This window comes from Pseudomonas sp. UBA2684 (genome assembly GCA_002354655.1).
Taxonomy (GTDB): Bacteria; Pseudomonadota; Gammaproteobacteria; order Pseudomonadales; family Pseudomonadaceae; genus Aquipseudomonas.
In genome coordinates this window covers 79701-102515 of record DELY01000008.1, presented here as the reverse complement: position 1 = coordinate 102515, position 22815 = coordinate 79701, and the positions used below count along the sequence as shown (strand labels likewise).

The 22815-nt window shown below is 56.5% G+C and carries 29 protein-coding genes and 1 pseudogene; 10 read left to right on the top strand and 20 right to left on the bottom strand.

Annotation, left to right across the window (positions count from 1 at the left end; translation table 11 throughout):
* Together B3M58_RS04260 and B3M58_RS04255 are read right to left on the bottom strand one after the other, a co-directional pair.
* Window positions 1–260, bottom strand: a 260-nt coding sequence (locus tag B3M58_RS04260; RefSeq protein WP_296217323.1) for a DUF3703 domain-containing protein, incomplete at its 3' end; no start/stop codon positions are given.
* A gap of 16 nt (window positions 261–276) precedes the next feature.
* On the bottom strand, window positions 277–2598 hold the full coding sequence (locus tag B3M58_RS04255; protein WP_414704047.1) for a heavy metal translocating P-type ATPase: 2322 nt from the start codon (window positions 2596–2598) through the stop codon (window positions 277–279).
* A gap of 196 nt (window positions 2599–2794) precedes the next feature.
* On the opposite strand from B3M58_RS04255, the gene cadR reads away from it, so the two are divergent.
* Window positions 2795–3247 (top strand): Cd(II)/Pb(II)-responsive transcriptional regulator, encoded by a 453-nt coding sequence (gene cadR, locus B3M58_RS04250; RefSeq protein ID WP_296217322.1) that lies wholly within the window; start codon window positions 2795–2797, stop codon window positions 3245–3247.
* A 78-nt stretch (window positions 3248–3325) separates the two neighbouring features.
* Here cadR and B3M58_RS04245 read toward each other — a convergent pair whose 3' ends face one another.
* Together B3M58_RS04245 and B3M58_RS04240 are read right to left on the bottom strand one after the other, a co-directional pair.
* Window positions 3326–3970 (bottom strand): DsbA family protein, encoded by a 645-nt coding sequence (locus tag B3M58_RS04245; protein WP_296217321.1) that lies wholly within the window; start codon window positions 3968–3970, stop codon window positions 3326–3328.
* The gene (locus B3M58_RS04240; RefSeq protein ID WP_296217320.1) at window positions 3967–4410 is read right to left on the bottom strand and encodes a disulfide bond formation protein B; all 444 of its coding nucleotides are present in this window, start codon (window positions 4408–4410) and stop codon (window positions 3967–3969) included. The genes B3M58_RS04245 and B3M58_RS04240 overlap by 4 nt, the downstream gene beginning before the upstream one ends.
* Window positions 4411–4568: 158 nt before the next feature.
* Between B3M58_RS04240 and B3M58_RS22540 the strand changes: the two are divergent.
* Window positions 4569–4829: pseudogene (locus B3M58_RS22540) on the top strand (GDCCVxC domain-containing (seleno)protein); the annotation flags it as partial.
* Window positions 4830–4890: 61 nt separating this feature from the next.
* Here the strand turns inward: B3M58_RS22540 and B3M58_RS04230 are convergent.
* The 6 genes from B3M58_RS04230 to B3M58_RS04205 all read right to left on the bottom strand — a co-directional run bounded on the left by B3M58_RS04230 (window position 4891) and on the right by B3M58_RS04205 (window position 9757).
* Complete coding sequence (locus B3M58_RS04230) at window positions 4891–5346, bottom strand: DUF411 domain-containing protein (protein WP_296217318.1); 456 nt, start codon at window positions 5344–5346, stop codon at window positions 4891–4893.
* Window positions 5336–6199, bottom strand: coding sequence for a c-type cytochrome (locus tag B3M58_RS04225; protein ID WP_296217317.1), 864 nt, complete (start codon window positions 6197–6199; stop codon window positions 5336–5338). Before B3M58_RS04225 ends, B3M58_RS04230 begins: the two co-directional genes overlap by 11 nt.
* A 9-nt stretch (window positions 6200–6208) precedes the next feature.
* Window positions 6209–7249: a copper resistance protein B gene (locus B3M58_RS04220; protein ID WP_296217316.1), complete on the bottom strand. Its 1041-nt coding sequence runs from the start codon at window positions 7247–7249 to the stop codon at window positions 6209–6211.
* On the bottom strand, window positions 7239–7538 hold the full coding sequence (locus tag B3M58_RS04215) for a hypothetical protein (protein ID WP_296217315.1): 300 nt from the start codon (window positions 7536–7538) through the stop codon (window positions 7239–7241). Before B3M58_RS04215 ends, B3M58_RS04220 begins: the two co-directional genes overlap by 11 nt.
* A 12-nt stretch (window positions 7539–7550) precedes the next feature.
* A complete protein-coding gene (locus B3M58_RS04210; RefSeq protein ID WP_296217314.1) occupies window positions 7551–9353 on the bottom strand; it encodes a copper resistance system multicopper oxidase in 1803 nt (600 codons plus the stop codon).
* A 197-nt stretch (window positions 9354–9550) separates the two neighbouring features.
* Window positions 9551–9757, bottom strand: a complete 207-nt coding sequence (locus B3M58_RS04205) for a co-regulatory protein PtrA N-terminal domain-containing protein (protein ID WP_296217313.1) — start codon at window positions 9755–9757, stop codon at window positions 9551–9553.
* Window positions 9758–10071: 314 nt separating this feature from the next.
* Between B3M58_RS04205 and B3M58_RS04200 the strand changes: the two genes are divergently transcribed.
* Genes B3M58_RS04200 through B3M58_RS04190 form a run of 3 tightly spaced genes read left to right on the top strand, consistent with a single transcriptional unit; the run spans window position 10072 to window position 12035 of the window.
* Window positions 10072–10332, top strand: coding sequence for a hypothetical protein (locus tag B3M58_RS04200; protein ID WP_296217312.1), 261 nt, complete (start codon window positions 10072–10074; stop codon window positions 10330–10332).
* A 45-nt stretch (window positions 10333–10377) separates the two neighbouring features.
* Window positions 10378–11220, top strand: coding sequence for a DUF692 domain-containing protein (locus B3M58_RS04195; RefSeq protein WP_296217311.1), 843 nt, complete (start codon window positions 10378–10380; stop codon window positions 11218–11220).
* Window positions 11211–12035: a DNA-binding domain-containing protein gene (locus B3M58_RS04190; RefSeq protein WP_296217310.1), complete on the top strand. Its 825-nt coding sequence runs from the start codon at window positions 11211–11213 to the stop codon at window positions 12033–12035. The genes B3M58_RS04195 and B3M58_RS04190 overlap by 10 nt, the downstream gene beginning before the upstream one ends.
* Window positions 12036–12139: 104 nt before the next feature.
* Here the strand turns inward: B3M58_RS04190 and B3M58_RS04185 are convergent, their stop codons facing one another.
* From B3M58_RS04185 to B3M58_RS04170, 4 genes are all read right to left on the bottom strand, one after another.
* Window positions 12140–12757 carry a class I SAM-dependent methyltransferase gene (locus tag B3M58_RS04185; RefSeq protein WP_296217309.1) on the bottom strand — a complete coding sequence of 206 codons (618 nt, stop codon included), beginning with the start codon at window positions 12755–12757 and terminating at the stop codon, window positions 12140–12142.
* A gap of 163 nt (window positions 12758–12920) precedes the next feature.
* Window positions 12921–13583 carry a transmembrane anchor protein gene (locus tag B3M58_RS04180; RefSeq protein ID WP_296217308.1) on the bottom strand — a complete coding sequence of 221 codons (663 nt, stop codon included), beginning with the start codon at window positions 13581–13583 and terminating at the stop codon, window positions 12921–12923.
* A 16-nt stretch (window positions 13584–13599) separates the two neighbouring features.
* Window positions 13600–14334 (bottom strand): HupE/UreJ family protein, encoded by a 735-nt coding sequence (locus B3M58_RS04175; RefSeq protein WP_296217307.1) that lies wholly within the window; start codon window positions 14332–14334, stop codon window positions 13600–13602.
* Window positions 14335–14382: 48 nt separating this feature from the next.
* Window positions 14383–14742 carry a hypothetical protein gene (locus tag B3M58_RS04170; RefSeq protein WP_296217306.1) on the bottom strand — a complete coding sequence of 120 codons (360 nt, stop codon included), beginning with the start codon at window positions 14740–14742 and terminating at the stop codon, window positions 14383–14385.
* 117 nt (window positions 14743–14859) lie between these two features.
* Between B3M58_RS04170 and mreA the strand changes: the two genes are divergently transcribed.
* From mreA to B3M58_RS04145, 5 genes are all read left to right on the top strand, one after another.
* Window positions 14860–15153: a metal-sensing transcriptional repressor MreA gene (gene mreA / locus B3M58_RS04165; protein WP_296217305.1), complete on the top strand. Its 294-nt coding sequence runs from the start codon at window positions 14860–14862 to the stop codon at window positions 15151–15153.
* 52 nt (window positions 15154–15205) lie between these two features.
* Window positions 15206–15556 (top strand): DUF3147 family protein, encoded by a 351-nt coding sequence (locus B3M58_RS04160; RefSeq protein WP_296217304.1) that lies wholly within the window; start codon window positions 15206–15208, stop codon window positions 15554–15556.
* Window positions 15557–15644: 88 nt separating this feature from the next.
* Complete coding sequence (locus tag B3M58_RS04155; RefSeq protein WP_296217303.1) at window positions 15645–16760, top strand: nickel/cobalt efflux transporter; 1116 nt, start codon at window positions 15645–15647, stop codon at window positions 16758–16760.
* A gap of 4 nt (window positions 16761–16764) precedes the next feature.
* Complete coding sequence (locus B3M58_RS04150; protein WP_296217302.1) at window positions 16765–17205, top strand: YqaA family protein; 441 nt, start codon at window positions 16765–16767, stop codon at window positions 17203–17205.
* Window positions 17202–17918 (top strand): TraX family protein, encoded by a 717-nt coding sequence (locus B3M58_RS04145; RefSeq protein ID WP_296217301.1) that lies wholly within the window; start codon window positions 17202–17204, stop codon window positions 17916–17918. The genes B3M58_RS04150 and B3M58_RS04145 overlap by 4 nt, the downstream gene beginning before the upstream one ends.
* Before the next feature lie 44 nt (window positions 17919–17962).
* On the opposite strand, the gene B3M58_RS04140 is transcribed toward B3M58_RS04145, so the two are convergent.
* The 6 genes from B3M58_RS04140 to B3M58_RS04115 all read right to left on the bottom strand — a co-directional run bounded on the left by B3M58_RS04140 (window position 17963) and on the right by B3M58_RS04115 (window position 22804).
* Window positions 17963–18163, bottom strand: coding sequence for a heavy-metal-associated domain-containing protein (locus tag B3M58_RS04140; RefSeq protein WP_296217300.1), 201 nt, complete (start codon window positions 18161–18163; stop codon window positions 17963–17965).
* A 157-nt stretch (window positions 18164–18320) separates the two neighbouring features.
* Window positions 18321–20687 (bottom strand): heavy metal translocating P-type ATPase, encoded by a 2367-nt coding sequence (locus B3M58_RS04135; protein WP_296217299.1) that lies wholly within the window; start codon window positions 20685–20687, stop codon window positions 18321–18323.
* Window positions 20688–20692: 5 nt separating this feature from the next.
* On the bottom strand, window positions 20693–20938 hold the full coding sequence (locus B3M58_RS04130) for a DUF2933 domain-containing protein (protein WP_296217298.1): 246 nt from the start codon (window positions 20936–20938) through the stop codon (window positions 20693–20695).
* Window positions 20939–21041: 103 nt separating this feature from the next.
* On the bottom strand, window positions 21042–21575 hold the full coding sequence (locus tag B3M58_RS04125) for a cupredoxin domain-containing protein (protein ID WP_296217297.1): 534 nt from the start codon (window positions 21573–21575) through the stop codon (window positions 21042–21044).
* 148 nt (window positions 21576–21723) lie between these two features.
* Complete coding sequence (locus B3M58_RS04120; RefSeq protein WP_296217296.1) at window positions 21724–22281, bottom strand: cupredoxin domain-containing protein; 558 nt, start codon at window positions 22279–22281, stop codon at window positions 21724–21726.
* 163 nt (window positions 22282–22444) lie between these two features.
* Entirely contained in the window at window positions 22445–22804 is a 360-nt protein-coding gene (locus B3M58_RS04115; RefSeq protein WP_296217295.1) for a co-regulatory protein PtrA N-terminal domain-containing protein, read from the bottom strand.
* Between the last annotated feature and the right edge of the window lie 11 nt (window positions 22805–22815).

The following is a 22815-nucleotide window of genomic DNA, read 5'->3' as shown; positions in this document are numbered from 1 at the left end:
CGAGTCAGCGTGGAATCCGCAGAGAACAGCAGGGCCGCGAAAATACGCGGTATTTGCCCCGCGACCTCGCGATAGTCGCCAATCTGCCAGCCGAGCGTGAGCATCAACCAGTGCGACCTGGCATGCAGCAAGGGTTGGCGCTGGGTCAGGATGTGCGTGCGCTCCAGCCATTGAAAGGCCTCTGCAGTGCGCTTTTCCTGCATGGCGTGCTCGGCCTGTTGAAAGGCTTGTTCAATTGCGAGTTGCAATGCTGCTTTCATCTCCAATCCTCCGGTCCTACTTTTTAAGCAGGCGCAGGCCGTTGAACACCACCAGCAGGCTGACGCCCATGTCGGCAAAGACGGCCATCCACATGGTGGCTTGCCCCGTGAGCGTAATGACGAGAAACAAGGCCTTGATCCCCAACGCTAGCACGATGTTCTGTTTGAGAATGGCAGCGGTTTGCTGGGACAGGCGAATGAAGGCCGGGATTTTGCGCAGATCGTCATCCATCAACGCTACATCTGCGGTCTCAATGGCGGTGTCCGTGCCAGCGGCGGCCATGGCAAAACCGATTTCAGATTTCGCCAGCGCCGGTGCATCGTTGATCCCATCACCGACCATCCCGACGACATAGCCGCGGGCTTGTAGTGCTTCAATGGCTTGCAATTTGTCGACCGGGAGGAGATTTCCACGTGCCTCATCGATACCGACCTGCTTTGCGATAGCTTCTGCGGTGTGCGGGTTATCACCGGTCAACATCGTGGTTTTCACCCCGAGTGCGTGTAGCTCCTCGATTGCCATGCGGCTGGAGTCTTTGACGGTGTCGGCAACGGCGAACATGGCAATGGCACGCTGCGGATTGCACAGTACCACCACGGTTTTGCCTTGGCGTTCGAGGCGCTCCAGCGTCGCTTCAAGCTCTGGTGAACAGAGGCCAAGCTCTTCCACCAAGCGGTGGTTGCCCAGATGAAAATCCGTGCCGTCGATGGTGCCTCGTACACCTCGGCCCGGCAGGGCCTCTAACCCTTCAACGACGGCAAATGTCAGCCCATTCTCAATGGCATGCTTGGCTATCGCTTGCGAAACCGGGTGGTCGGATCGGCTAGCGAGGCTGACGGCATGTGTGCGGTAGAGTTCTGAGTCCTGCTCAACCAACGGCATGTAATCAGTCTGCACCGGCTTGCCGTGAGTAATGGTCCCGGTCTTGTCGAGTGCCAAGAAGCCAAGCTTGCCGCCGGTTTCCAGGTAGACGCCGCCTTTGATCAGGATGCCTTTACGCGCTGCCGCAGCCAGGCCACTGACAATGGTGACAGGCGTTGAGATGACCAAGGCGCAAGGGCAGGCAACCACCAGCAGTACCAGAGCACGATAGATCCAGTCGTACCAGGGCTCGGCCATAAACAGTGGCGGCACAATGGCGATAGCCATGGCGAAGAGGAATACGACAGGGGTGTATACCTTGGCGAATTGATCGACAAAGCGTTGGGTCGGCGCACGTGAGCCCTGCGCCTCTTCGACGGCGTGAATGATGCGGGCCAGCGTGGTGTTGGCTGCGGCGGCCACAACGCGGTATTCCAGTGAGCCGGCTTCGTTGATGGTGCCAGCAAAAACCGGATCGCCTATGGTTTTCTCTACGGGCAGGCTTTCCCCGGTGATGGGCGCTTGGTTGAGGGTGGAGTTGCCGGACGTTACCTCGCCATCGAGGCCGATTCGTTCGCCAGGTCGAACCCGAACCAGCGCGCCTACAGCGATGGTTTTAACCTCGACTTCAAGCCATGTGCCGTCTGTTTGCTGCACCGTGGCGCGCTCTGGGGTCAGATCCATCAAGCCGCGGATGGCATCACGAGCCCGGTCCAGCGACTTGGCTTCGATCAACTCGGCGACAGCAAAGAGGAACATGACCATGGCCGCTTCTGGCCATTGCCCAATCAGTACCGCGCCGGTAACCGCGATGCTCATCAGCGCATTGATGTTTAGGTTACGGTTCTTCAGGGCGATCCAGCCCTTCTTATAGGTCGTCAGGCCGCACAGCAGAATGGCGAGCAGTGCTACTCCAGCCACACCCCACTCTGGGGCAAGCTCGGCGAAGTGCAGCACCTCTGCCGATATGGCGGCCACGCCCGATAGTGCCAAGGGCCACCAGGCCTTTTTGAGCGGGGCTCCTTGCGCTTCATCGTTGGCTGTTGCGGATCCCTCGACCACTGGCGTGAAACCAAGCTCGCGAATACCTGCCAGTGCTGCTGGCAATGCTTCTGCTGTGTGGCTAAGTGTCAGTACGCGCTGAAGCAGGTTGAACTCCAGCGCGCTGATGCCAGGTAGGGAGGACAGCTTGTCGCGGATTAGTTTTTCTTCCGTTGGACAGTCCATCTGTTCGATTCTGATACGGGCTTGCCCTTCAGCAGATAGCGGTTCTGCTTGCATACCCAGGGACGAGATCGCTGCTTCGATAGGCGCGGTCGACGGCAAGTTGTGCCATACCCCAAGAATGCGATTGATCAGGTTGAAATCGAGTTTATCTACGCCTGCGAGCTTGCTCAGTTTGTCCTGAATCAGCGTCTGTTCGGTAGGGCATTCCATTTGTTCAATGCGAAAGCTGCTGAGCCTGGAGCCAACCATGGCATTTGCCGTTGTAGTTGCCGTGGCGGAGCACTTAATCGCGTCGCAGGGGTCACAGCAGACATCCGTTGAAACCGCTTCAGGTTTTTGTTCATCACTGCAGCAACCAGCCATGGGGGTATCCTTATTGGTCAGTGCTGTAGAGTGAACACCCTGAAGCCACTACAGGGTCAAGGGTTTGTCGAAGGGATATTTCATGAAAATTGGAGAGCTGGCCAAGTTTGCCGATTGCCAGGTTGAAACGGTTCGCTATTACGAACGTGAGGGATTGTTACCGGCTCCGGCCCGTAGCGAGGGCAATTACCGCCTTTACAGCAGTGAGCACCTTGAGCGGCTTACGTTTATTCGTAACTGCCGAACACTGGACATGACCCTGGACGAGATCAGAAGCTTGTTGGCGCTGATGGATCGGCCAGAGGGGAACTGTGAGGGTGTGAATAGCTTAGTGGATGAGCACATCGAGCATGTGCAAACGCGCGTGACCAGCCTGCTGGCGCTGCAACAACAGTTGGTTGAGTTGCGTCACCGTTGCGCCTTTGAGCGGGGCGTAGACGAGTGTGGAATCCTCCAGCGCCTGAATACCACTGGCGGGGTCATTGCACTTCCAGATGATGGCCATACCCACGTTGGGAAAAGCCACCGCCACTAAACAATGCGCCACCGCCTGCAATACTCAGCACGAGGCATTACAGGTGGTGCGGGTTCGTCTTTTTACAGACCGTTAGCGCTATTTACTTTGTTCTATTTCAGCTTTAACCAGATCAATCAGTGGCTGTGCACCGAAGCTCAGGAGCGGTTTGCCATTCACAAAGAACGTGGGGGTCTGGCGCACGGCAGCCGCTTGGGCATCCTGGGCGTCTGTTTTAAGTGTTTCGGTGATATCGGTAGCCATCATTTCTGCGCGGGCCTTTTCCACATCTAAGCCTGCCGCTTCAGCAGCTTCCCAGGCTTTGAGCACTTGGGGGTCGCTGTGCCACTGCGGTTGGGCCGCCATGATCGCCTCCAGAACCGGCTCATAGACCCCCTGCTTACGCGCGGTTTCAAGGATTCTTGCCGCTGTTTCAGAGCCTTCATGAAAGAGGACGTAACGCAGAACCAGGCGCACATCTTTCGGGTTCTCAGCCAGGATCTGCTTAACCAGTGGAAAGAAGGCACGGCAGGCTTCGCAAGACGGATCGAAGAACTCAACGATGGTTACTGGCGCATGTGCGGCACCGATAACTGGCGAATGGAAGCGCACTAAGGAGCTGGTTGCCGGGGCCGCTGGCGGGGCTTCTTCGCTTTCCGAATATCGATCATAAACGAATGCCGCAGCAGCGAAGCCGAGCGCAGTAAGAATGCTGATGACGAGGACGATTGCACGTCTGCTCATAGGGAAGACCTCCGGCGGATGAGAACAAGAAGAACAGCGATAAGGGTGAATGCACCCAGCGAAAGCAGTGGCAGCGGGATGCTGCCGAAAATCATCATGTCAGCGCTGGAGCATGATGGGCCTGCACCACAGGGCTTAATGCTCTCCGGGATGACCCCGAAGTAGAGCAGGCTGTGGTAAAGCGCGATGAGCCAGCCCACGACGGTAACTGGCAACGCATAGCGCCAGACGCCGAAATCTGAGATGTAGCAACCAACGGCCAGAATCACGACCAGTGGGAACATGAATGCGCGCTGGAACCAGCAGAGAACGCAGGGTGTTTTCCCCATGACCTCGCCGATGAACAATGCGGCTAAGGTTGAAACCAGCGCAATACCCCAGGCCATAAGCAACAGGCTCCAGAGGCTGGGAAAGCGAGTGTTTGTCTTTGCTTCCATCATGGTTGATATCTGCCCGGTACTGAGGTGGATGACGCGGTAGTTTCCGCCAGCTTGCCGATGGTTAGGTTTGCTGCCATCACTTCCCCTCGACTCCTTGCTCAGGCACGGAGTTCACAGTAGAGATGTGAGGACGAGATGAGCGAGATTGTGCTTGGGGCGGTGCTGAAAGGCGGGAAACAATGCCCGTCGATGCTTGCCAGTTCTACTATGCGTGTGGCAACTGCAAAACGCTGCTGCGGCCCAACCCCCGGCGATCTGCTAGTTCGGGCTCAGTCAAGTGTCTGCCAATTCAGCCGCAAGGGTTATGTGGAGCAGCAGGTATGCACAACTATTCATCAAGTGACGCCTTGTGTGTCGCGAATGGTGTGCATGCGTTAAGCAGTGACTATAGTGGTAAGCCCATTTCCAGGGTGAGTTGACCACTACAGATTTAGTGTCCGATTTAAAAGATAGGTCGAGGGCTTGATTCTAGCGGAAGTGTCACTTCGCGGGGTAGTCGGCAATAATTTGGTCAGTACCAGCCTTGGTCAAACCGATAACCTGATAGGCATGCTGGGTACCACCAACTTCCATACCAGGTGAGCCTGCCGGCATGCCGGGAACGGCGATACCAGTCAGATCATCGCGTTTGGAGAGTTCGATGATTTGCGCTGCTGGTACGTGACCTTCGACGAATTTGCCGTCGATCACGGCGGTGTGGCAGGACGCCAGTCGTGGTGCCACTCCGAGTCGTTGCTTCACCGAAGTCATGTCGTGCTCCACATGGTCGATGACTTTGAAGCCGTTCGCTTCCAGGTGCGAGATCCACTTCTTGCAGCATCCGCAATTTGCATCACGGTGCACGTCGATTGTCAGAGCATCAGCTGATTGAACCGCCGAGGTCATAAACAAGGCGGCCAGCATTGCCACTCGTGCTCCTTTACATTTAGCTGTCATGAAGGTGCTCTTTGCCATTGGCATGGGTGTGAGTGTTGGGAGCGGCGGCTGGTGTCTGCTCCTGTTGAGCTTGCTCTGGGTCGTGATGACCAGCGCCACCTTCCGCCGTCGGGCCATCTGTCGCATGGTGGTCTGCACCGCTGCCTGATGGCGTCATACCTGATGCGTGATGATCCGCACCGCTCGCCGAATCGCCGTGATGATCGGCTCCTTCGTTCGCCATTGAACTATCCGAGGCATGATGATCTGCAACTGCTCCAGGCTCGGCATGATGATCGGCCTTGGCGCTTCCATGTTGACCTTCGTGGTTATGCATCTGGGTCTCACCACCGCCATGATCGTGGCCGCCGCTCGATGCAACTAGCGTTTGATACTGCCCGGCATCCATTTTCGGCAGTTGATCGAGGAACGCGACCATGCCCCAGATGTACTGATCGCCCATGCTCTTGCCCCAGGCCGGCATGCCAGTGGCTTTAATACCGTGCTTGATCACCCAGAATGCAGCGGCTGGATTGCCATCGATACCAACCTTGGTCAGGTTCGGCGGAGCGGGATACAAAGATTGGCTAAGCTCTGTTTCAGCAACACCCGGAGCCAAATGGCAGCCGATGCACATAGAGTTGTAGTTGCCGGCGCCAGCTTTAATGAGCGCCTCATCATTGAGGTTAGGAACCTCAATGTCCTTGGAGCGCACCTCGATAGAGCGGTCACGGGCCATCGCAAGGAATGCATGCACAGCTGGGAAGTGAGGATCATCGGCACCCACGTTGACCAAGCCAAAATAGGCCCCGGCACCTATCGCGATACTTCCGACTACGCTCGCCGCTACTAAGGTTTTAATTGTTCTTTTCATGTCAGGCTCTCAAAACCACATCCGAATACCGGCAACTAAGCGTGCCTCTTCAATATCCCCGCCCTCATCGCGCACTAAGTCGGCGGTATTACCATAGGAGCGACTCCAGGAAACGCCGATGTAGGGTGCGAACTGGCGAATGATCTCGTAACGCAGTCGCAGACCGACCTCGGCATTGGCCAGGCCGGAGCCGATGCCTCGCTCGGGATCGTTCTTGCCGTAGAAATTCACTTCAGCGGTCGGTTGGAGAATTAGGCGATTGGTCAGCAGGATGTCGTACTCGCCCTCTAAGCGCGCAGCCGTCTGGCCGTTCTCGCCGACAAAGGCAGTGGCCTCCGCCTCAAAGGCATACAGCGCCATGCCCTGGATGCCGAATGCGGCCCAAGTCTGTGGCGACTCTGGCTTGAAGTCTTGGCGAACTCCCGCGACTACATCCCACCAAGGACCAATCGAGCGGCCGTACAAGGCTTGTAATTCAGCATCCTCAGTGACGCCATTGGTGCGCTCACCTTCGGAGCGAAGCCATAGACGATTGATGTCTCCGCCAATCCAACCGGACGCATCCCAAGCCAAGGTGCTGCCTTCATCGGCATCCTGGTATTCGAACTGGTCGAGCAGGAAAAAACTGTTGATGGCGCTGTCGTGAACCTTGTGGCCTGGTAAAGGCGGAAACGCTGCTTCACGATCCGCATCTGTCAGCACCGGGATAGGCGTGCGACTGGTAGTTCTCGGGGTTTCAGCGGAACCATGGTTCATCTTTGAATGATCCATACCCTCCATCTGCCCTTGCATGGCGCCGTGACCCATCTTGCTGTGGTCCATAGCCGGAGCCTTTTCTTGGCTCTGGCTGTGGCCCATCTGGCTATGATCCATGCCCTCCATCGGCTCTTTGGCAGAACCGTGGTTCATCTTGCTATGGTCCATCGGCATGGAACCGTGGCCCATTGCCGAATGATCCATTTCTTCCGCAGCGAGGGTAAACCCGCTGCTAAGCATACTCAGCGACACTGCCAGTGCTATCAGGGACGGACGTAAAAGCCTAGTGGTCATGGTTCGAACCTGCTTCGGCTTTGGTGCCGCCATGCTTATCCATCATGCTCTCGTGATCCATGCCGTTATGGTTCATGTCCCCGTGCCCCATCTGCTGACTAGCAGCCTTTTCCTTCGCTTGTGCGGCATTCTTGTCAGGTGCGGATTTGGGAGCCTGTGTCTCAGCAGCATGTTGTTCGTGCTCACTGTGACCTTCACCGGCCAACGACACCGGAGCATGCAGGGCAGCCAAAAGGCTCAACATAGCAGCGCTGCCAACCAGGGCTTTTCGCTTCATAAAAGTGCTCATCAGATATCTCCTTTACTCATCCACACGAACTTCACGGAACATGCCCATTTCCATGTGGAGTAGTAGGTGGCAGTGGTAGGCCCAGCGACCCAATGCATCGGCAGTCACTCGATAGCTGCGTTTGGAGCCTGGCGGCATGTCAATGGTGTGTTTGCGAACCATGAAGTTGCCGTTCGCATCCTCCAGATCACTCCACATGCCGTGAAGGTGGATGGGGTGAGTCATCATGGTGTCGTTGACTAGCGTGATGCGGACACGCTCCCCGTACTTGAGGAGCAGAGGCTCTGCATCAGAGAACTTGATGCCGTCGAATGACCAGGAGAATTTCTCCATGTGCCCGGTGAGGTGCAGCTCGATGGTTCGGCTGGGTTCGCGGCCATCCGGGTCGGGGAAAGTGCTTTTCAAGTCGGAATAGGTCAGTACACGACGACCATTAGCGCGTAGGCCGATACCTGGATCGTCCAGTTTGTGGGTCGGGGTCATGGTTTGCATGTCGACCAGCGGGTTATTGGTTTCAGAGGCTGGGTGCGATTGCATTGCTGCACCCATTCCAGCCATACCTGAATGGTCCATGCCTGCCATCTTGCTATGGTCCATTCCGGCCATATCACCTTGCATCCCGCCCATCTTGCTGTGATCCATGCCGTTCATGCCGCCTTGCATGCTGCCGTGGTCCATGCCGGCCATGCTTCCGTGATCCATACCCATGTCGCCCATGGCGATCAGGGGACGCGGATCAGTTTCTGGTACTGGAGCGCTCAAACCTTCACGTGTAGCCAGAGTGCCGCGCGCATAGCCGGTGCGATCCATGGACTGGGCGAAAATCGTGTAAGCCTCTTGGTCCGCGAGCTCGACAATCACGTCGTAGGTCTCTGCCACGGCGATGCGCAGCTCATCGACGCTGACTGGCTTGACGTGCAGCCCATCAGCCGCAACCACCGTCATCTTCAGGCCCGGAATACGCACATCGAAGTAGGTCATGGCCGAGCCGTTGATGAACCGCAAACGGAGTTTTTCGCCCGGTTTGAAGATACCTGTCCAGTTGCCATTGGGTGCCTGGCCATTCATCAGGTAGGTGTAGGTATAGGCGCTGACGTCGGCAAGATCGGTGGGGCTCATCTTCATCTCAGCCCACATCTTGCGGTCGGCAACCGCTGCCGCCCAACCTTGTTCGCTTACGTCATTGATAAAGTCGCCAACGGTGCGCTTGTGCTGGTTGTAGTAGTCCGACTGCTTCTTGAGCTTGGCCAATAACCGAGTTGGGTCTTCATCAGTCCAGTCAGTCAGCATCACCACGTAGTCACGGTCATAGCTGAACGGCTCAGGCTCCTTGGCATCGATGACCAGGGCACCGTAAACGCCGATCTGTTCCTGCAATCCAGAGTGGCTGTGGTACCAGTAGGTACCATTTTGATTGACCTTGAACTTGTACTCGTACATGCCATCGGGCGCGATGCCGTGGAAGCTCAAGCCAGGCACACCATCCATGTTCGCGGGCAAAATGATGCCGTGCCAGTGAATCGAGGTGTCTTCGGCTAAGCGGTTTTTCACGCGCAGCGTGACGGTATCGCCCTCTCGCCAGCGCAAAATTGGTCCTGGAATGGACCCGTTAATCGCCATCGCGGTCCGGGCTGCACCGGTTATATTCACGGGTGTTTCGCCAATGAATAAGTCGAAATCAGTACCCGTCAATACGTTGGGCTGTCCGGGGCTGGTCACTGCCCAAACAGGTGTGCGCCACAAGCCAAGGCCTCCGAGAATGCCGGTGGCGGCCAGGCCTTTAACGAAGGTTCGTCTTGAGGTTTTGCAGTGCATGCCGTTATGTCCAATCAGTCAGAGGAGCCAGGGCGGAACAACCATGACATTGGGTTATTTCCAGCTTCATCCTGGGAGGGTTTCCCTATCAGCCTTGCCCACTGTCGTGATTTTTCAAATCGTTCCGACAGCGAGCTTGAGAAATTGCCATATCTCAACCGGCTAAGTGATTACATTTCTGTCAGGTTGACCGCGAACTAGCAGTTGGCGTGATTGGCTGTTTTGCTTTTATTGCCTGCAACCGGCGACTCTTTTGTCTGTTGCTGGGCCAGTTGATAGGCTTCCATCGAGACCTTGCTAGCCTGTTCCATGCGCGCAAAAGTACGGTCACCACCGCCTTCCGCCATTGCCAAAGAAGAAGCGGTAAGAGCGATAACCACGAACAGGGTTTTGATTGATTTCATCTGGAAAGTCCTCGATTCAGTTCAGTTAGCCTGATGACCCTGAGTGGGCCGCTATCAGGAGTTAAGCTTTAGGCTCGAAGTAACCTTAACCAGAGCGCCCTGTCGTAAACCTGAGCTGAACATTACAGTTCTGTCAGGTTCCTATTTCTCTCTTGTCGATTCTCCACAGGGCTCTGTAGTGTCTGTTCATGCCCGCTAATGAAGCCTGTGCGGATTCGTTTTATGGCATGCCCGGCAGCGATGCCTAAGCTTCTTCGGGTCAGTGGCACTAAATAGTCCTGACCTCCACGTAACGCTCAAGAGAGATTGCCACTATGTCGACTAAAAATACCGTGGTTACCGGTGCTGCATTGGCACTCGTTGCTGCCAGCCTATTTGCCACCCTGCCTGTTCAAGCGGCTCAGGATGCGAAAACTGCTGAAGTAAAATGCTTTGGTGTGAATGGCTGCAAAGGCCAAAACGATTGCATGACTGCAAAGAACGCCTGTAAGGGGCAGGGGGAATGTAAAGGTCAGGGTTTCAACTTGATGACTCAAGAAAAGTGCGATGAGGCCGGCGGTAAAACCAGCGAGTAAGCCCATCCAAGGGAGTGCAAGTCACTCCCTTGACTCGGAGTTCTAATGAGTAAAAGCGATTCACTGGGCTTTGGCCTGGGCTTGCGTAGCGAGTACTACCAGCAGATTCTGGAGCAACGCCCCGCAGTCGACTGGTTCGAGATCATCTCCGAGAACTACATGGTCGGAGGGGGGAAAGCACTCTATTTTCTCGATGCGATCAAAGAGCAATATCCGCTGGTCATGCACGGGGTTTCCCTGTCGATTGGCGGTCCTCATGAGATCGACGCTGGCTACTTGCGGCAATTGAAAAATCTGGCCGACCGAGTTCAGCCCCGCTGGGTCGCTGACCATCTGTGTTGGAGCAGGGGCAGTGCTCACCACCTGCATGATCTGCTTCCGCTGCCATTCACCCAGGAGAGCTTGCTGCATGTCGCATCAAGGGTTCGACTGGTTCAGGATGTATTGCAACGCCCCCTGGTGCTTGAGAACGTGTCGGCCTATGTGCAGTGGAAAACGTCCTGCATGAGCGAGTCTCAGTTTCTGGCCGAACTGAGCAGCCTGACCGGCTGCGAGCTACTGCTCGATGTAAACAATGTCTACGTCAGTTCGAAAAACCAAGGATTCGACCCTTGGCAATTCATCATGGAGTTGCCCCATGAGCGGATTTGCCAGATCCATCTGGCAGGCCATAGTGACTACGGCCATTACCTTATTGATACCCATGATCAGCCGATTTCTGATCCGGTCTGGGCCTTGTATGGCAAAGCACTGAGCTACCTGGGCGCTACTGCAACCCTTATTGAACGGGATGATCATTTCCCGCCTTTCGACGAGCTATTGGCAGAACTGTCCAGGGCTCGTTCTATTTCCGCCAATGTTCTAAGGACTGCCGCACCATGCGCCTGAGTGCTCAGCAGGAAGCGCTGGAGCGTTACCTGGCCTCAGGCGATAGCGTGAGCCCTCCCGAGCTGTTAAAACAGATCCAAGGTAGCAGCGTGCTGCCCGCTTCAGATGGCCTGATGATTTACCACAACGCCTATCGCACCAGGCTTCTTTCAGTCATGAGGGAAGACTTTCCAGCGTTGCACCGTTGGCTAGGTGACGAGTCATTTGCACAGCTGACCTTGGCTTATATCAGCGCGTGGCCATCGAGACATTTCAGTTTACGCTGGTTGGGGGAGAAGTTTACGGAGTTCATTCGCGACTATATTGCCGAGCCGCAACGTTCCCCGATGATGGAACTCGCCACACTTGAATGGGCCTTCACCCTGGCCTTTGACGCACCCGATGCAGTGCCGTTGTCGCTGGATGTGATGAGCAGTTTTTCAGCCGATGACTGGATCAATCTGCGGGTATGCCTCACTCCCTCCGCTCGTTGGTTGCAGCTACAGCACAACACCGTGGACATATGGGTGGCTGCCAAGGCAGGGGCCGATATTCCTGATGCCGTTGCGCTATCCGCTCCACTGGATTGCTTGGTTTGGCGGCATGAACTGGTATGCCAGTACCGTACTCTGGAGTCGGGTGAAGCCTCGGCTCTGCGGTTGCTTACTGATGGAGGCTCATTCGCTTCGTTGTGCGAGGACTTATTAGGTACTCATGGCGAACAGGCTGCCTTGCAAGCGGCCACCTGGCTGAAGCAATGGGTTGTTGAAGGGGGGCTGATACGCACAGGAAAATGCAGTGCCGGAAATATCAGAAACTGTGAGCCGAGATTTTAATCACGATAAGACTGAGTCTCGACTATTCGGAATTTCTCAATCACGATGACGGTGGGTAGTCCCCAAGCCACTACTCAGTGGCTACCCCTAATAGCCTATCTGATTCAGGCTACCTTGCGGCAGAAGCAGTAAACGAACTTCTGTGCACTTCCGCCAGGCGTATGGTGAGACTCTTTTGCATGACCAAGCAGGGCAAACGGCTTACCAAACTCTGCGTGAAGCTCCGTTGCGTCGTAACGCATTACAGGTAGGCCGCTGCATTTGCTAGGCCCATCCTCGGCGAAGGTCGCCACGATAACCAGCCCGCCAGGCTTGACAGCCCGCAGCACGGCCTGGACATAGGTATGACGTTCTTCTGCGCTGGTTAGAAAGTGAAAGACTGCTCTGTCATGCCATACGTCGTAGACATTCGAGCCAAGACCGGCTTCGATGATATTGGCTTCCAGCCATTGCACAGTTGCCGCCCGAGTGCCGAGCCTGGCTTTTGCCTTAGCCAGCGCTGCGCCGGAAAGGTCGAGTACCGTGACGTTGCTATATCCAATGGCCAAGAGATCATCAACCAGTGTCGATGCTCCTCCACCCACATCAATGATCGAAGCCGTTGGTGGCATTAGCGCATCTCGAATTAGTTTGAGGGACAGAACGGCGTGCTCCTGAAACCAACTAACTTCGTCTGCCGCTTTGCTGGAGTAAACCTGCTCCCAATGGTCTTTAGGCTGCATATGCATTTCTCTTAATGGGCCTCTGGTGGCTGAGGGACTCATAAGTGCAAGCGTCTCATCTACGCATGCTCAGCGTAACGCTCTATCGTCTGCTGTGGTCGAAACACCCTCTCCGACAAGCAGGAGCTACCCTTCCGCCAATCGGCGGAAGGGGCTATCTGTCCTAAATCACTCGCTTGACACTCAGGTACTCGCCCTTGGTCTTGAGTGTGATGGTCACGTCGCTGTTGCTGCGGTTGCGCCAGAACCAGCCGTGGGTGCCGTCGAAAATGGCGGTGAACTCGCCTTTGTCCCCCGTGACCTGCTTGGCCTTGCTATAGCTGTGGTAGTAGCCATTCGGGCCGTTGTAGGGCTCGCCGTGGGTGTCGTGGTTGACCGGAACGTCGTTGGTGGTCCACTCGTAGCTGACCGTGGCCTTGTCCAGCATTTCCAGCTTGATTTCACTGGCCTCGCCCGGCTTCAGTGTGACGGTCACCTCATCGGACTTCAGGGCTGGCTGCGGCGCTGCTGCCGGTTCAGCCACAGGCACTGCAGCAACGGGTTTTTGGACTACAGGCTGAACAGGCACGGGGGCTTGAACGACTGGAGCTGCAGCTGGTTGAACCGCTGCATCCGCTGCCGCTTCTTCGGCCAGGGTTTTCTTCATTTCGCCCATCTGGGTCAGGCCGAGTACGCGGCCAACACCCGTTGGGTCGATGGCGTATTCAGAGGGCATCACCACGGTGACCAGCAAGGCCGCGGCAACGCCCACGGCGATCACGGTGGAGCGCAGCAGTTGGCGGCTGGTGGGCAATTCGCTGTGGGTTGGAAGCTGGGTATTGAACATGCTAAGAATTCCTTAATTAAGACAGGATCAGGCCGGTGAGTTGGTAACCCATCAGCAGGAAACCGGCGCTCATCATGGCGACGTTGGCGGTGTAGGCATGACGCCAGAAGCTGGCGGTGCGCCGCCAGTAGCCCATGACAAGCAGAATGGCGCTCAGGGCCAGGAGCTGGCCGATTTCGACGCCGACGTTGAAGGCAATCAGGTTGGCGACCAGGCCGTCTGCCGAGATCTCGTATTCCTGAATCTTGGTCGCCAGACCAAAGCCATGCAGCAGGCCGAAGATCAGCGTGGCTGCCTTGGTATCCGGCTGATAACCGAACCAGCGCTGGAACGCGCCCAGGTTATCCAGCGCCTTGTACACCACCGAGAAACCGATAATGGCGTCGATCACGTAGGCGCTGATGCTGATTTCCGCCAGTACGCCCAGCAGCAGCGTCACGGTGTGGCCCACGGCGAACAGGGTGACGTAGAGCCCCACGTCTTTCAGGCGGTAGAGAAAGAAGATCACCCCGAAGAGGAACAGCAGGTGGTCGTAGCCGGTGATCATGTGCTTGGCGCCCAGGTAGATGAACGGCAGCACCATCACCCCGGAGCTTTCCTGGATAAAGCCCTTGTCGCCCTCGGCAACAGCGTGGGCCAGTGCGTCAGGCATGCCGAGAAACAGCAATGCCGTGAACAGCAGCAACAGTAGTAACGAGCGATTCGGGCGCACGGCAGATGCGTCCATTGCGCCCATAGATGGCGAATGCATAGTTGAGTCCTAGATTGCAGTGGTCTTGGGCCGCACAGCGGCCTGTGTTCAGAGCACGAATGCAGGGCGGGGTGGCCGCTCGATCAGGAAGATCGGACTGGCAGGAATGGAGTAGCGCGGGGCTTCTATCGGTTGCGCCCGCTTTGGCTGCGTGCCGATGCTCAGCAGTGTGGTCAGGTGCGGTGTTTCGTGCACATGGTCGGCTGTCAGCGAGGAGTGGTAGTGATCCGCGCATGCTGCGCAGGCAAATGCGCCGTCGCCGTGGGCATGCGAATGAGCGCCGTTGTTGCTGCTCCAGGCTGGCTGGCTCGACCCCATAAACAGCGCAGAGGTATGCCCGGCCCAGGCCATTAGAATGGCGAGAGCAAGGGCAAAAATCACCTTGGCGCTGATGGGTTTGCTGAGCATATTGTGGTTCTTGCAATGCCTGAGCGGGTGGCTTTTCTGGAGAGTTTGTCGGTTTGACCATATCCCCCCAGGGGGATAGCATGCGAGCGTAATTCATCGACGCACGAGACTCAAGGCATGAGCGATCACCAGCACGGCCATCAGCACCAAAGTCATAGCGATATCATCAAAAGGTTGAAGCGTGCGGAGGGTCACCTGCGCAGCATCGTCAGCATGATCGAAGACAGCCGGGCCTGCGTCGACATCGCGCAGCAGCTGCATGCCGTGGAAAAAGCCGTCTGCCAGGCCAAGCGTGTGCTTATCCAAGACCATATCGACCACTGCCTGGAGCACACGGTCGAAGCAATCGCGACAGGTATAGGTGAGCGTGCTCCGCTAGAAGACTTCAAACAGATAACTAAGTACCTCTGAGAACAACCCACAAAGCAAAGGGTATCAACAAAAGCGTTCTGGGAGATAAAAGATGGCTTGGGTTATCAGCAAATATCTCCTGACAGCAATCGTGGTCGTCGTGGTGTCGGAGGTAGCGAAGCGTAGTGACAAATTTGGTGGCCTGATTGCCGCTTTGCCCCTCATTACCGTTCTGACACTTATCTGGCTAAACGTTGAAAACCAGTCAGCAGAAAAGATCGCGAACCATGCGTGGTACACCTTCTGGTACGTATTGCCCACACTACCGATGCTACTCGCGTTTCCCATGCTTCTGTCCCGCTTCGGCTTCTGGCCAGCTTTGCTGATCTACATCGTTGCCACCGCAGGGTGTTTTGGTTTGTTTGCCTTATGCGTCCGTCGTTTCGGCATCGAACTGCTCTGATAAGGCCGAGTAAGTACCTCACCTTTCCTGCGCTTAGCAGCTAGAGCGATCAGCCTAAGCGAATGTCAATTGGCACAAAGGGTAACTCATGCCTGGGTTCAACGATTTATTGCAGTCAGGTGCTGCACAGGCCTGGCTGTACTTTCCCAGCGCCATCCTGCTCGGTGCCCTGCACGGCCTGGAGCCGGGGCATTCGAAAACCATGATGGCGGCGTTTATCGTGGCCATTCGTGGCACGGTGAAGCAGGCCGTTCTGTTGGGGCTTGCCGCCACGCTTTCGCACACCGCGGTAGTCTGGCTGGTGGCAATGGCCGGCATGTACCTGGGGCAGAACCTGGATGCCGAAACCACCGAGCCGTATTTCCAGCTCGCGTCTGCCGTCATCATTATCGCCATCGCCTTGTGGATGCTGTGGCGCACCTGGCGGGGTGAGCAGATGTGGCGCTTCGAGGAGGGTGATGATCACCACCACCACGATGAAGCGCAGCGTATCGATACCGGCCACGGGCGTATCGAGCTGTCGATCTTCGAGGCAGGTGTTCCGCCGCGCTGGCGGCTGAAGGCCCTGAGTAGCCATGCCTGGCCGGCTGCTGAAGTGAGCCTGTTGACGACTCGCCACGATGGCGCCGCCCAGCAGTTTCGCTTCGTCAACCGGGGTGACTACCTGGAGTCAGTGGACGAGATCCCCGAACCTCATGAGTTCACTGCACGTCTGAGCCTGGGGCAGGCCGGTCATTCGCACGACTATGACCTGGAGTTCCGCGAGTACAGCCACGGGCATGCTCACACCGAGTTTGAGGGGCTGGAGCTGTCGCTGGAGGGTTATCAGGATGCCCATGAACGGGCGCATGCCCACGACATCCGCAAGCGCTTCAGTAACCGTCATGTCACCACTGGCCAGATCATCCTGTTCGGCCTGACGGGCGGGCTGATTCCCTGCCCGGCCGCGATCACCGTGCTGCTGCTGTGCCTGCAAGTGCAGGAAGTCGCGTTGGGCGCCGTGCTGGTGCTGTGCTTCAGCATTGGTCTGGCCATCACCCTGATCAGCGTTGGCGCTGCCGCCGCCATCGGCGCGCGTCAGGCATCCAATCGTTGGCCCTGGCTGGGTGCTGTAGCACGTCGCGCGCCTTACCTGTCCAGCCTGTTAATTATGGGTGTGGGGATTTACCTCGGCGTGCATGGCTGGACCGGTTTGAGCGCCTAGCCTGATGTGGGAGTTATCCGGTTATTTCGGCCTGTTCCTCGCCGCCTTCGGTGCCGCCACGCTGCTGCCCATGCAGTCGGAGGCGGTGCTGGTCGGGCTGCTACTGACCGACCGCTATGCCGCCTGGACACTGCTGGCGGTGGCCACCACGGGCAATGTGCTGGGCTCTGCACTGAACTGGCTGTTGGGTTGCTCTATCGAGCATTACCGGCACAAGCGCTGGTTTCCCGTCAGCCAAGGCAAACTGGAAAAGGCCCAGCAGGCTTATCACCGCTTCGGTCGCTGGTCGCTGCTGCTCAGTTGGGTGCCGATTATTGGCGATCCACTCACAGTCGTTGCCGGTGTCATGCGCGAACCCTTCTGGAGCTTTCTGTTGATCGTGACGCTGGCCAAGGCTGCCCGCTATCTGCTGCTGGCTGCCCTGACGCTTGGGTGGCTCGGGTGAGCCCGCATGCGCGCGACGCCAACCTGGATCTGCTCAAGTGGCTGGCGATGCTGACCATGCTGCTGGATCACCTGCGCTATGTCTGGCCTGAAGCCGAATGGTTGTTCATCGTCGGGCGTTTGGCGTTCCCGCTGTTCTGTCTAGGCGTCGCGGCCAACGTAGCACGCTCGCAATCCGGCGTGCTGTACAGCGATGGCAATGCGCGCTACCTGGTCTGGATGGTTGCCTTTGCGCTGATCTCGGAGCTGCCCTATCGCCTGCTTTCCAGCGACAGCAGCACGCTCAACGTGATGCCTTCGCTGCTGCTGGGCCTGCTTATCGCCTGGGGAGTGCAGCACCGTGGACGCGACGGTTTTGTCCTGGCGCTGGCTGGCGTGAGCGTGGCGGTACTGATTCATGAACGCCTGATGTACGGCGTTTTCGGTGCACTACTACCGGCAGCATTACTGCTGGCCATGCCGCGTCCTGGTCTTGCGTGGCTCTTGCCTGCCGCGCTTTGCGTGCTGGCCAACAGCCGTAACCGCTGGCTCGCGGAGTGGGAGTTGCAGCCCAATACCTTGCTGATTCTGCTCACAGCCTTTGTCGCCCCCATGCTTGGGCTATGGCTGCTGCGCCGAACGCGCCATTTCAGGATCTGGCCGGTCAAGCGTTGGGGCTATTGGTTCTACCCTGGGCATCTGGCAGCACTGCACGTGATCCGCACGTTTGTCTAATAGGTGACGGTGTCAAATGGCGCCGACCACAACTCAGTTGGTGCTTAGACGTTGACCTGGGTGGAATAACCCAATTCTTGGATCACCTTGCAGATGGATTCCACGGTTTGTTGGCTGTCGACAGATACCTTACCGGCAGCACGGTCAATCTCCACTTTTGCGGTTTCATCTACCGCCTGAATTGCCTTTGTGATCTTGCTGACGCAACTGCCACAACCCATTCCTGATACCTGTAGAGCGAACATAAATCACCTCGTTGGTTAGGCGGCACAGGTGCCGTAACCTGAGCATCGACCTTGACACGACGGTAAGGTCAAGCTTGTTTTTTAGCGCTGGTAGGTGTTCTTACAGAGTTGATGGAATTACTAATACCTGCCGACTGGCTTTAGATTCACGTTCATTTCAGTCGATGCGGATTTTCCGAAGCCTTAATGCGTTGAATACCACCGATGCTGAACTGACGCTCATGGCCAGTGCCGCAATCATGGGCGACAGCAGGTGGCCAGTCAGTGGATAAAGCACCCCTGCTGCGAGTGGAATTCCCATGGCGTTATAGATGAAGGCAAAGGCTAGGTTTTGCCGCATGTTTTTCACCGTCGCCACGGACAAGGTTCTTGCCCGTAAGATGCCCATCAGATCACCTTTTACCAGGGTCACCTGAGCACTGTTCATCGCCACATCTGTACCGGTTCCCATCGCGATACCGACATCGGCACGAGCCAGCGCAGGGGCGTCGTTGATACCGTCGCCAGCCATGGCTACTCGGCGGCCATAGCTCTGCAGATCGGCAACCAGCTTTTCCTTGTCCTGAGGTTTAACCTCGCCATGGACTTCTTCGATACCCAACTCTCTGGCTACAGCCCTTGCGGTGGTAAGCCCATCGCCGGTGGCCATGATGACTTTCACATCGACCTCTTGAAGCCTGGTGACTGCTTGTTTGGAGGTCGACTTGATAGGATCAGAGACAGCCAGAAGCCCTGCCAGGACACCATCCACCGCCAAGTAGACAATGCTGATGCCCTCCAGACGGAGTTGCTCTGCTCGGTTGCGTAGAGGTGTGGCATCTACTCCGGCGTCGTCCATCAACGCGGTATTACCCAATTGCAGCTGCCGACCCTCTACTTGGCCGCGCACACCGATTCCTGAGCCCGACTCGAAAGAGTCCGGCTTGGCCAACTCAATGCCCTGAGCGCGGGCGTAGTCAACGATCGCATGGGCCAGTGGATGCTCACTGCCTTGATCAAGGCTTGCAGCCAATCGCAGCACCTCGTTCGGGTCGAACGGGCCGGTACCTTCTGCGCTATGGAATACAGGCCGTCCCTCGGTCAGCGTGCCGGTCTTGTCGACGATCAGCGTATCGATCTTGCACAGGTTCTCTATGGCACTGGCATCGCGGAACAAGACACCACTGGTGGCTGCCTTGCCGGTCGAGACCATCACCGACATAGGGGTCGCCAGGCCCAGTGCACAGGGACATGCGATGATCAGTACGGCAACCGCGTTGATCAGACCAAATACCCAGCCCGACTCCGGACCGAACAAGCCCCAGCCGAAGAACGTGAGGATCGCGATGGCGATCACGCCAAGCACGAAGTAACCCGCTACGGCATCGGCCATGCGCTGCATGGGTGCCTTGGAGCGCTGTGCTCTGGCGACCATCTGCACGATCTGGGACAACATGGTATCGGCCCCGACCTTCTGCGCCTGCATTACCAGGCTACCGTGGGTATTCATAGTTGCGCCGATCAGCGTATCGCCAACGCGCTTGGTCACCGGTAGCGGTTCGCCGGTCAGCATGGCCTCGTCGACGGCGCTTTCGCCTTCGAGAACGGTGCCGTCCACTGGGACTTTCTCGCCGGGACGTACTCGCAGATGGTCGCCCAGGTGCACATGGGTCAACGGAATATCTTCTTCCTGGCCGTCAAGTTTGATGCGCCGCGCAGTTTTGGGTGCCAGGCCCAATAGCGATTTGATAGCGGCTGAGGTTTGTGAGCGGGCTTTGAGTTCGAGCATCTGGCCCAATAACGTCAGGGAGATGATTACCGCCGCAGCCTCGAAGTAGACACCAATGCGCCCGTTCTGGAAGAAGGCTTGGGGGAACAGCTGTGGGGCCAGGGTCGCGGCAACGCTGTAGAGGTAGGCTGCCGCTGTACCCAAGCCAATCAGTGTCCACATATTCGGGCTGCGATTACGGATTGAGTCGATGCCTCGGGCAAAGAATACCCAGCCGCCCCACAGCGTCACAGGCGTCGCCAAGGCAAGCTCTACCCAGTTCTGCGTTGCGCCATGGAATAGCGCTAATGAGTGGCCGGCCATAGCCAAGACAGTCACGATGATCGTGAGTGGGAGCGTCCACCAGAAGCGTCGGGAGAAATCCTTGAGTTCTGAATTCTCCTCTTCCTCTAATTCCGGGATCACTGCCTCCAGGGTCATGCCGCAGATGGGGCAATTGCCAGGTTGTGGCTGACGTATTTCCGGATGCATCGGGCAGGTGTACTCCGCAGACCCGGAAGTTCCAGATGGGGTAAGCGGTGTTTCATGATGCATATGTTCATCATGCTGGGGATGGTTCACGTAGCGGGTAGGGTCTGCGCGAAACTTCTCCTGGCATTTCGTACTACAGAAACGGTATGTCTGGCCTTCGTGGCTTTCAGTGAATGGGCTGTCAGGCTTGACGACCATGCCGCACACCGGATCGTGCTGACTTCCATGCTGGTCTTCCTGATGCTTGGAATGGTCATGGTCATGATGGCACGAGCTGGTGTGCATCGGGCTTACTTCCTGTTGTCGTCCTTAGGGGTGTCCGCAGCATTCCGATGGGAGTGCCCACCGTGGTTGTGGCCGAACATGTGCATCAGCGGGCACAGCAGCAGAATCAAGTAAGGCAGTGCCTGAGATAGGTGGCCAAAATGCTCGCGGGCCACATAAAAAATGCCGATGACAGCCAGCATGATCAGCGCAATGCCAATTTTGCTTTTCCAGAATGGCAATTCAGAGCCTGAGTTGTGGGAGTGGTCCATGGCTTGATCCTCGCTTGAGTTGAGGAAATATCGGTGGGGCAGCTAATGACAATAGTCTTTGCTGCACTCAGACGATTGACGTATATCAATCCGGACGCAACGATTAGCGTACGTTTACTTTGCCGACCATCCCCGATTGGTAATGACCTGGGATGTTGCAGGCGAACTCAAGACCTGTTGCTTTGGTAAAGGTCCACACCAGTTCTTCAGTGGCCCCGGGCTCGATCAATACGCTGTTTGGATCGTCGTGTGTCATGCCGACCATCTTCATCCCGCCCATGGCGTGCCCCATGTTGCTCATGTCCTGTGCGCCCGTCGGAGACAGCGTGCCGTTCTGAAACATTGCTGCCATTTCTTTTTGATGGGCGGCATGTGCGGTGGCCATGCCCAGGTTGAATTCGTGCAGCAGCGAGCCCTCATTCTTAAGTACGAAGCGGATGGTTTCTCCTGCTTTGATATCAATACTCTTCGGCTCGAAAAAGATATCGCCCATCCTGACTTCGATGATTCGATCTGCTGTAGTGGAGCCCCCCGGCTGACCAATATCGCTTTTACTGTGGCTCGGGTTAGCCATGGCAACAGAGGCGGAAAAAATCAGGGTTGTGGTGAGAAACAAAGAAGTGAGTTTGGATTTCATAATGAACCTCAGGAACAGCGTTTTGGGAACGTCACCAATGCCTGCTAACTAGGCTGAACTGTCGGCTGGCTTACGCGGAAACTACATATCTGAAAGACGCACTGAAATCAGGTGCGGCCCGGCATTTGCCGGGGCACCGGTTGTTGATTCAACGCATTACGAACTCACCGACCATCCCTGCTTGATAATGTCCAGGGAGGGTACAGGCGAAGTTGAGGTTGGCCGTGTCGTGGAAGGTCCAGACAAACTCCTTGGTAGCTCCTGGCTCAACAAGGATGGCGTTGGGATCATCATGTATCGCTTCAACGACCTCTGGAATACCCGGTGGATTGGAGTCTCCGGAGCCCGGCCGTTCACGCCAGATGATTGACTTCGCCTTTCCCGTTGGAGTGAGTGTGCCGTCCTTGAACAGAGCTGCCATTTTGCGTTGATGTGCCAGCTGCGATATGGCTTTACCGATGTTGAATTCGTGCATCAGCGCTCCTTCGTTCTTCAACACGAAGCGGACAGTTTCGCCAGGCTTCACATCGATAGATTTCTGGCCGTAGCTGATGTCATCCATCTTGATGAAAACGGTACGCGTAGCGGGGGTCGCTTGGGCCTGCTGGCCAATGCTGGGTGCACTGCTGGAAGTTTGCGCAGAGGCTTGAGCTACAGCTACGAAGAGAAGTGCGGTGACCAACAGTTGGGGACGTGAACGTTTCATGATGAGACCTCACTGAGGTGGTTGGAAATCTCATGCTATTCCCCGCATCCTGCCGGGGGGCTTACCCCAAAACTACAAATTAGTCAGCTTGAAAAAAATGCGGCACCGTCAAGGTGCCGCTAGGCCAAAGGAGCAATCATGAAGGCCTTGAAGATGGGGATTCTTATGGGTGGCACTCTTTATCAGCCATCATCAGCTTGTGCTCACGCATCATCTGCGCGAGAACGTCATCAACCAATTTGTCGTGCTGCTCCATCCACGCGAGATGTTCTTCCGTAGATATGCCGGGAGCGGGATGCTCGTTGTGAAGCTGGCTCATCATCTCGTCGAGCATCTTCATGTGCTCCTTCATGTGCACATGGCGCTCGCTGGCGGGAGCCTTTTCCGCCTGAATCAGTACCGCCTCGGCTTTGTCCCGCATGTTCTCGATGCGCTCGAAGATGCGGTCGCTCCCTCCCTCTGCCAGAACAGCTGAAGAAAGCAGGAGCGAACCAACCAGAAATAAGGGTTTAAGCAGTTTCATAGGGCAGTCTC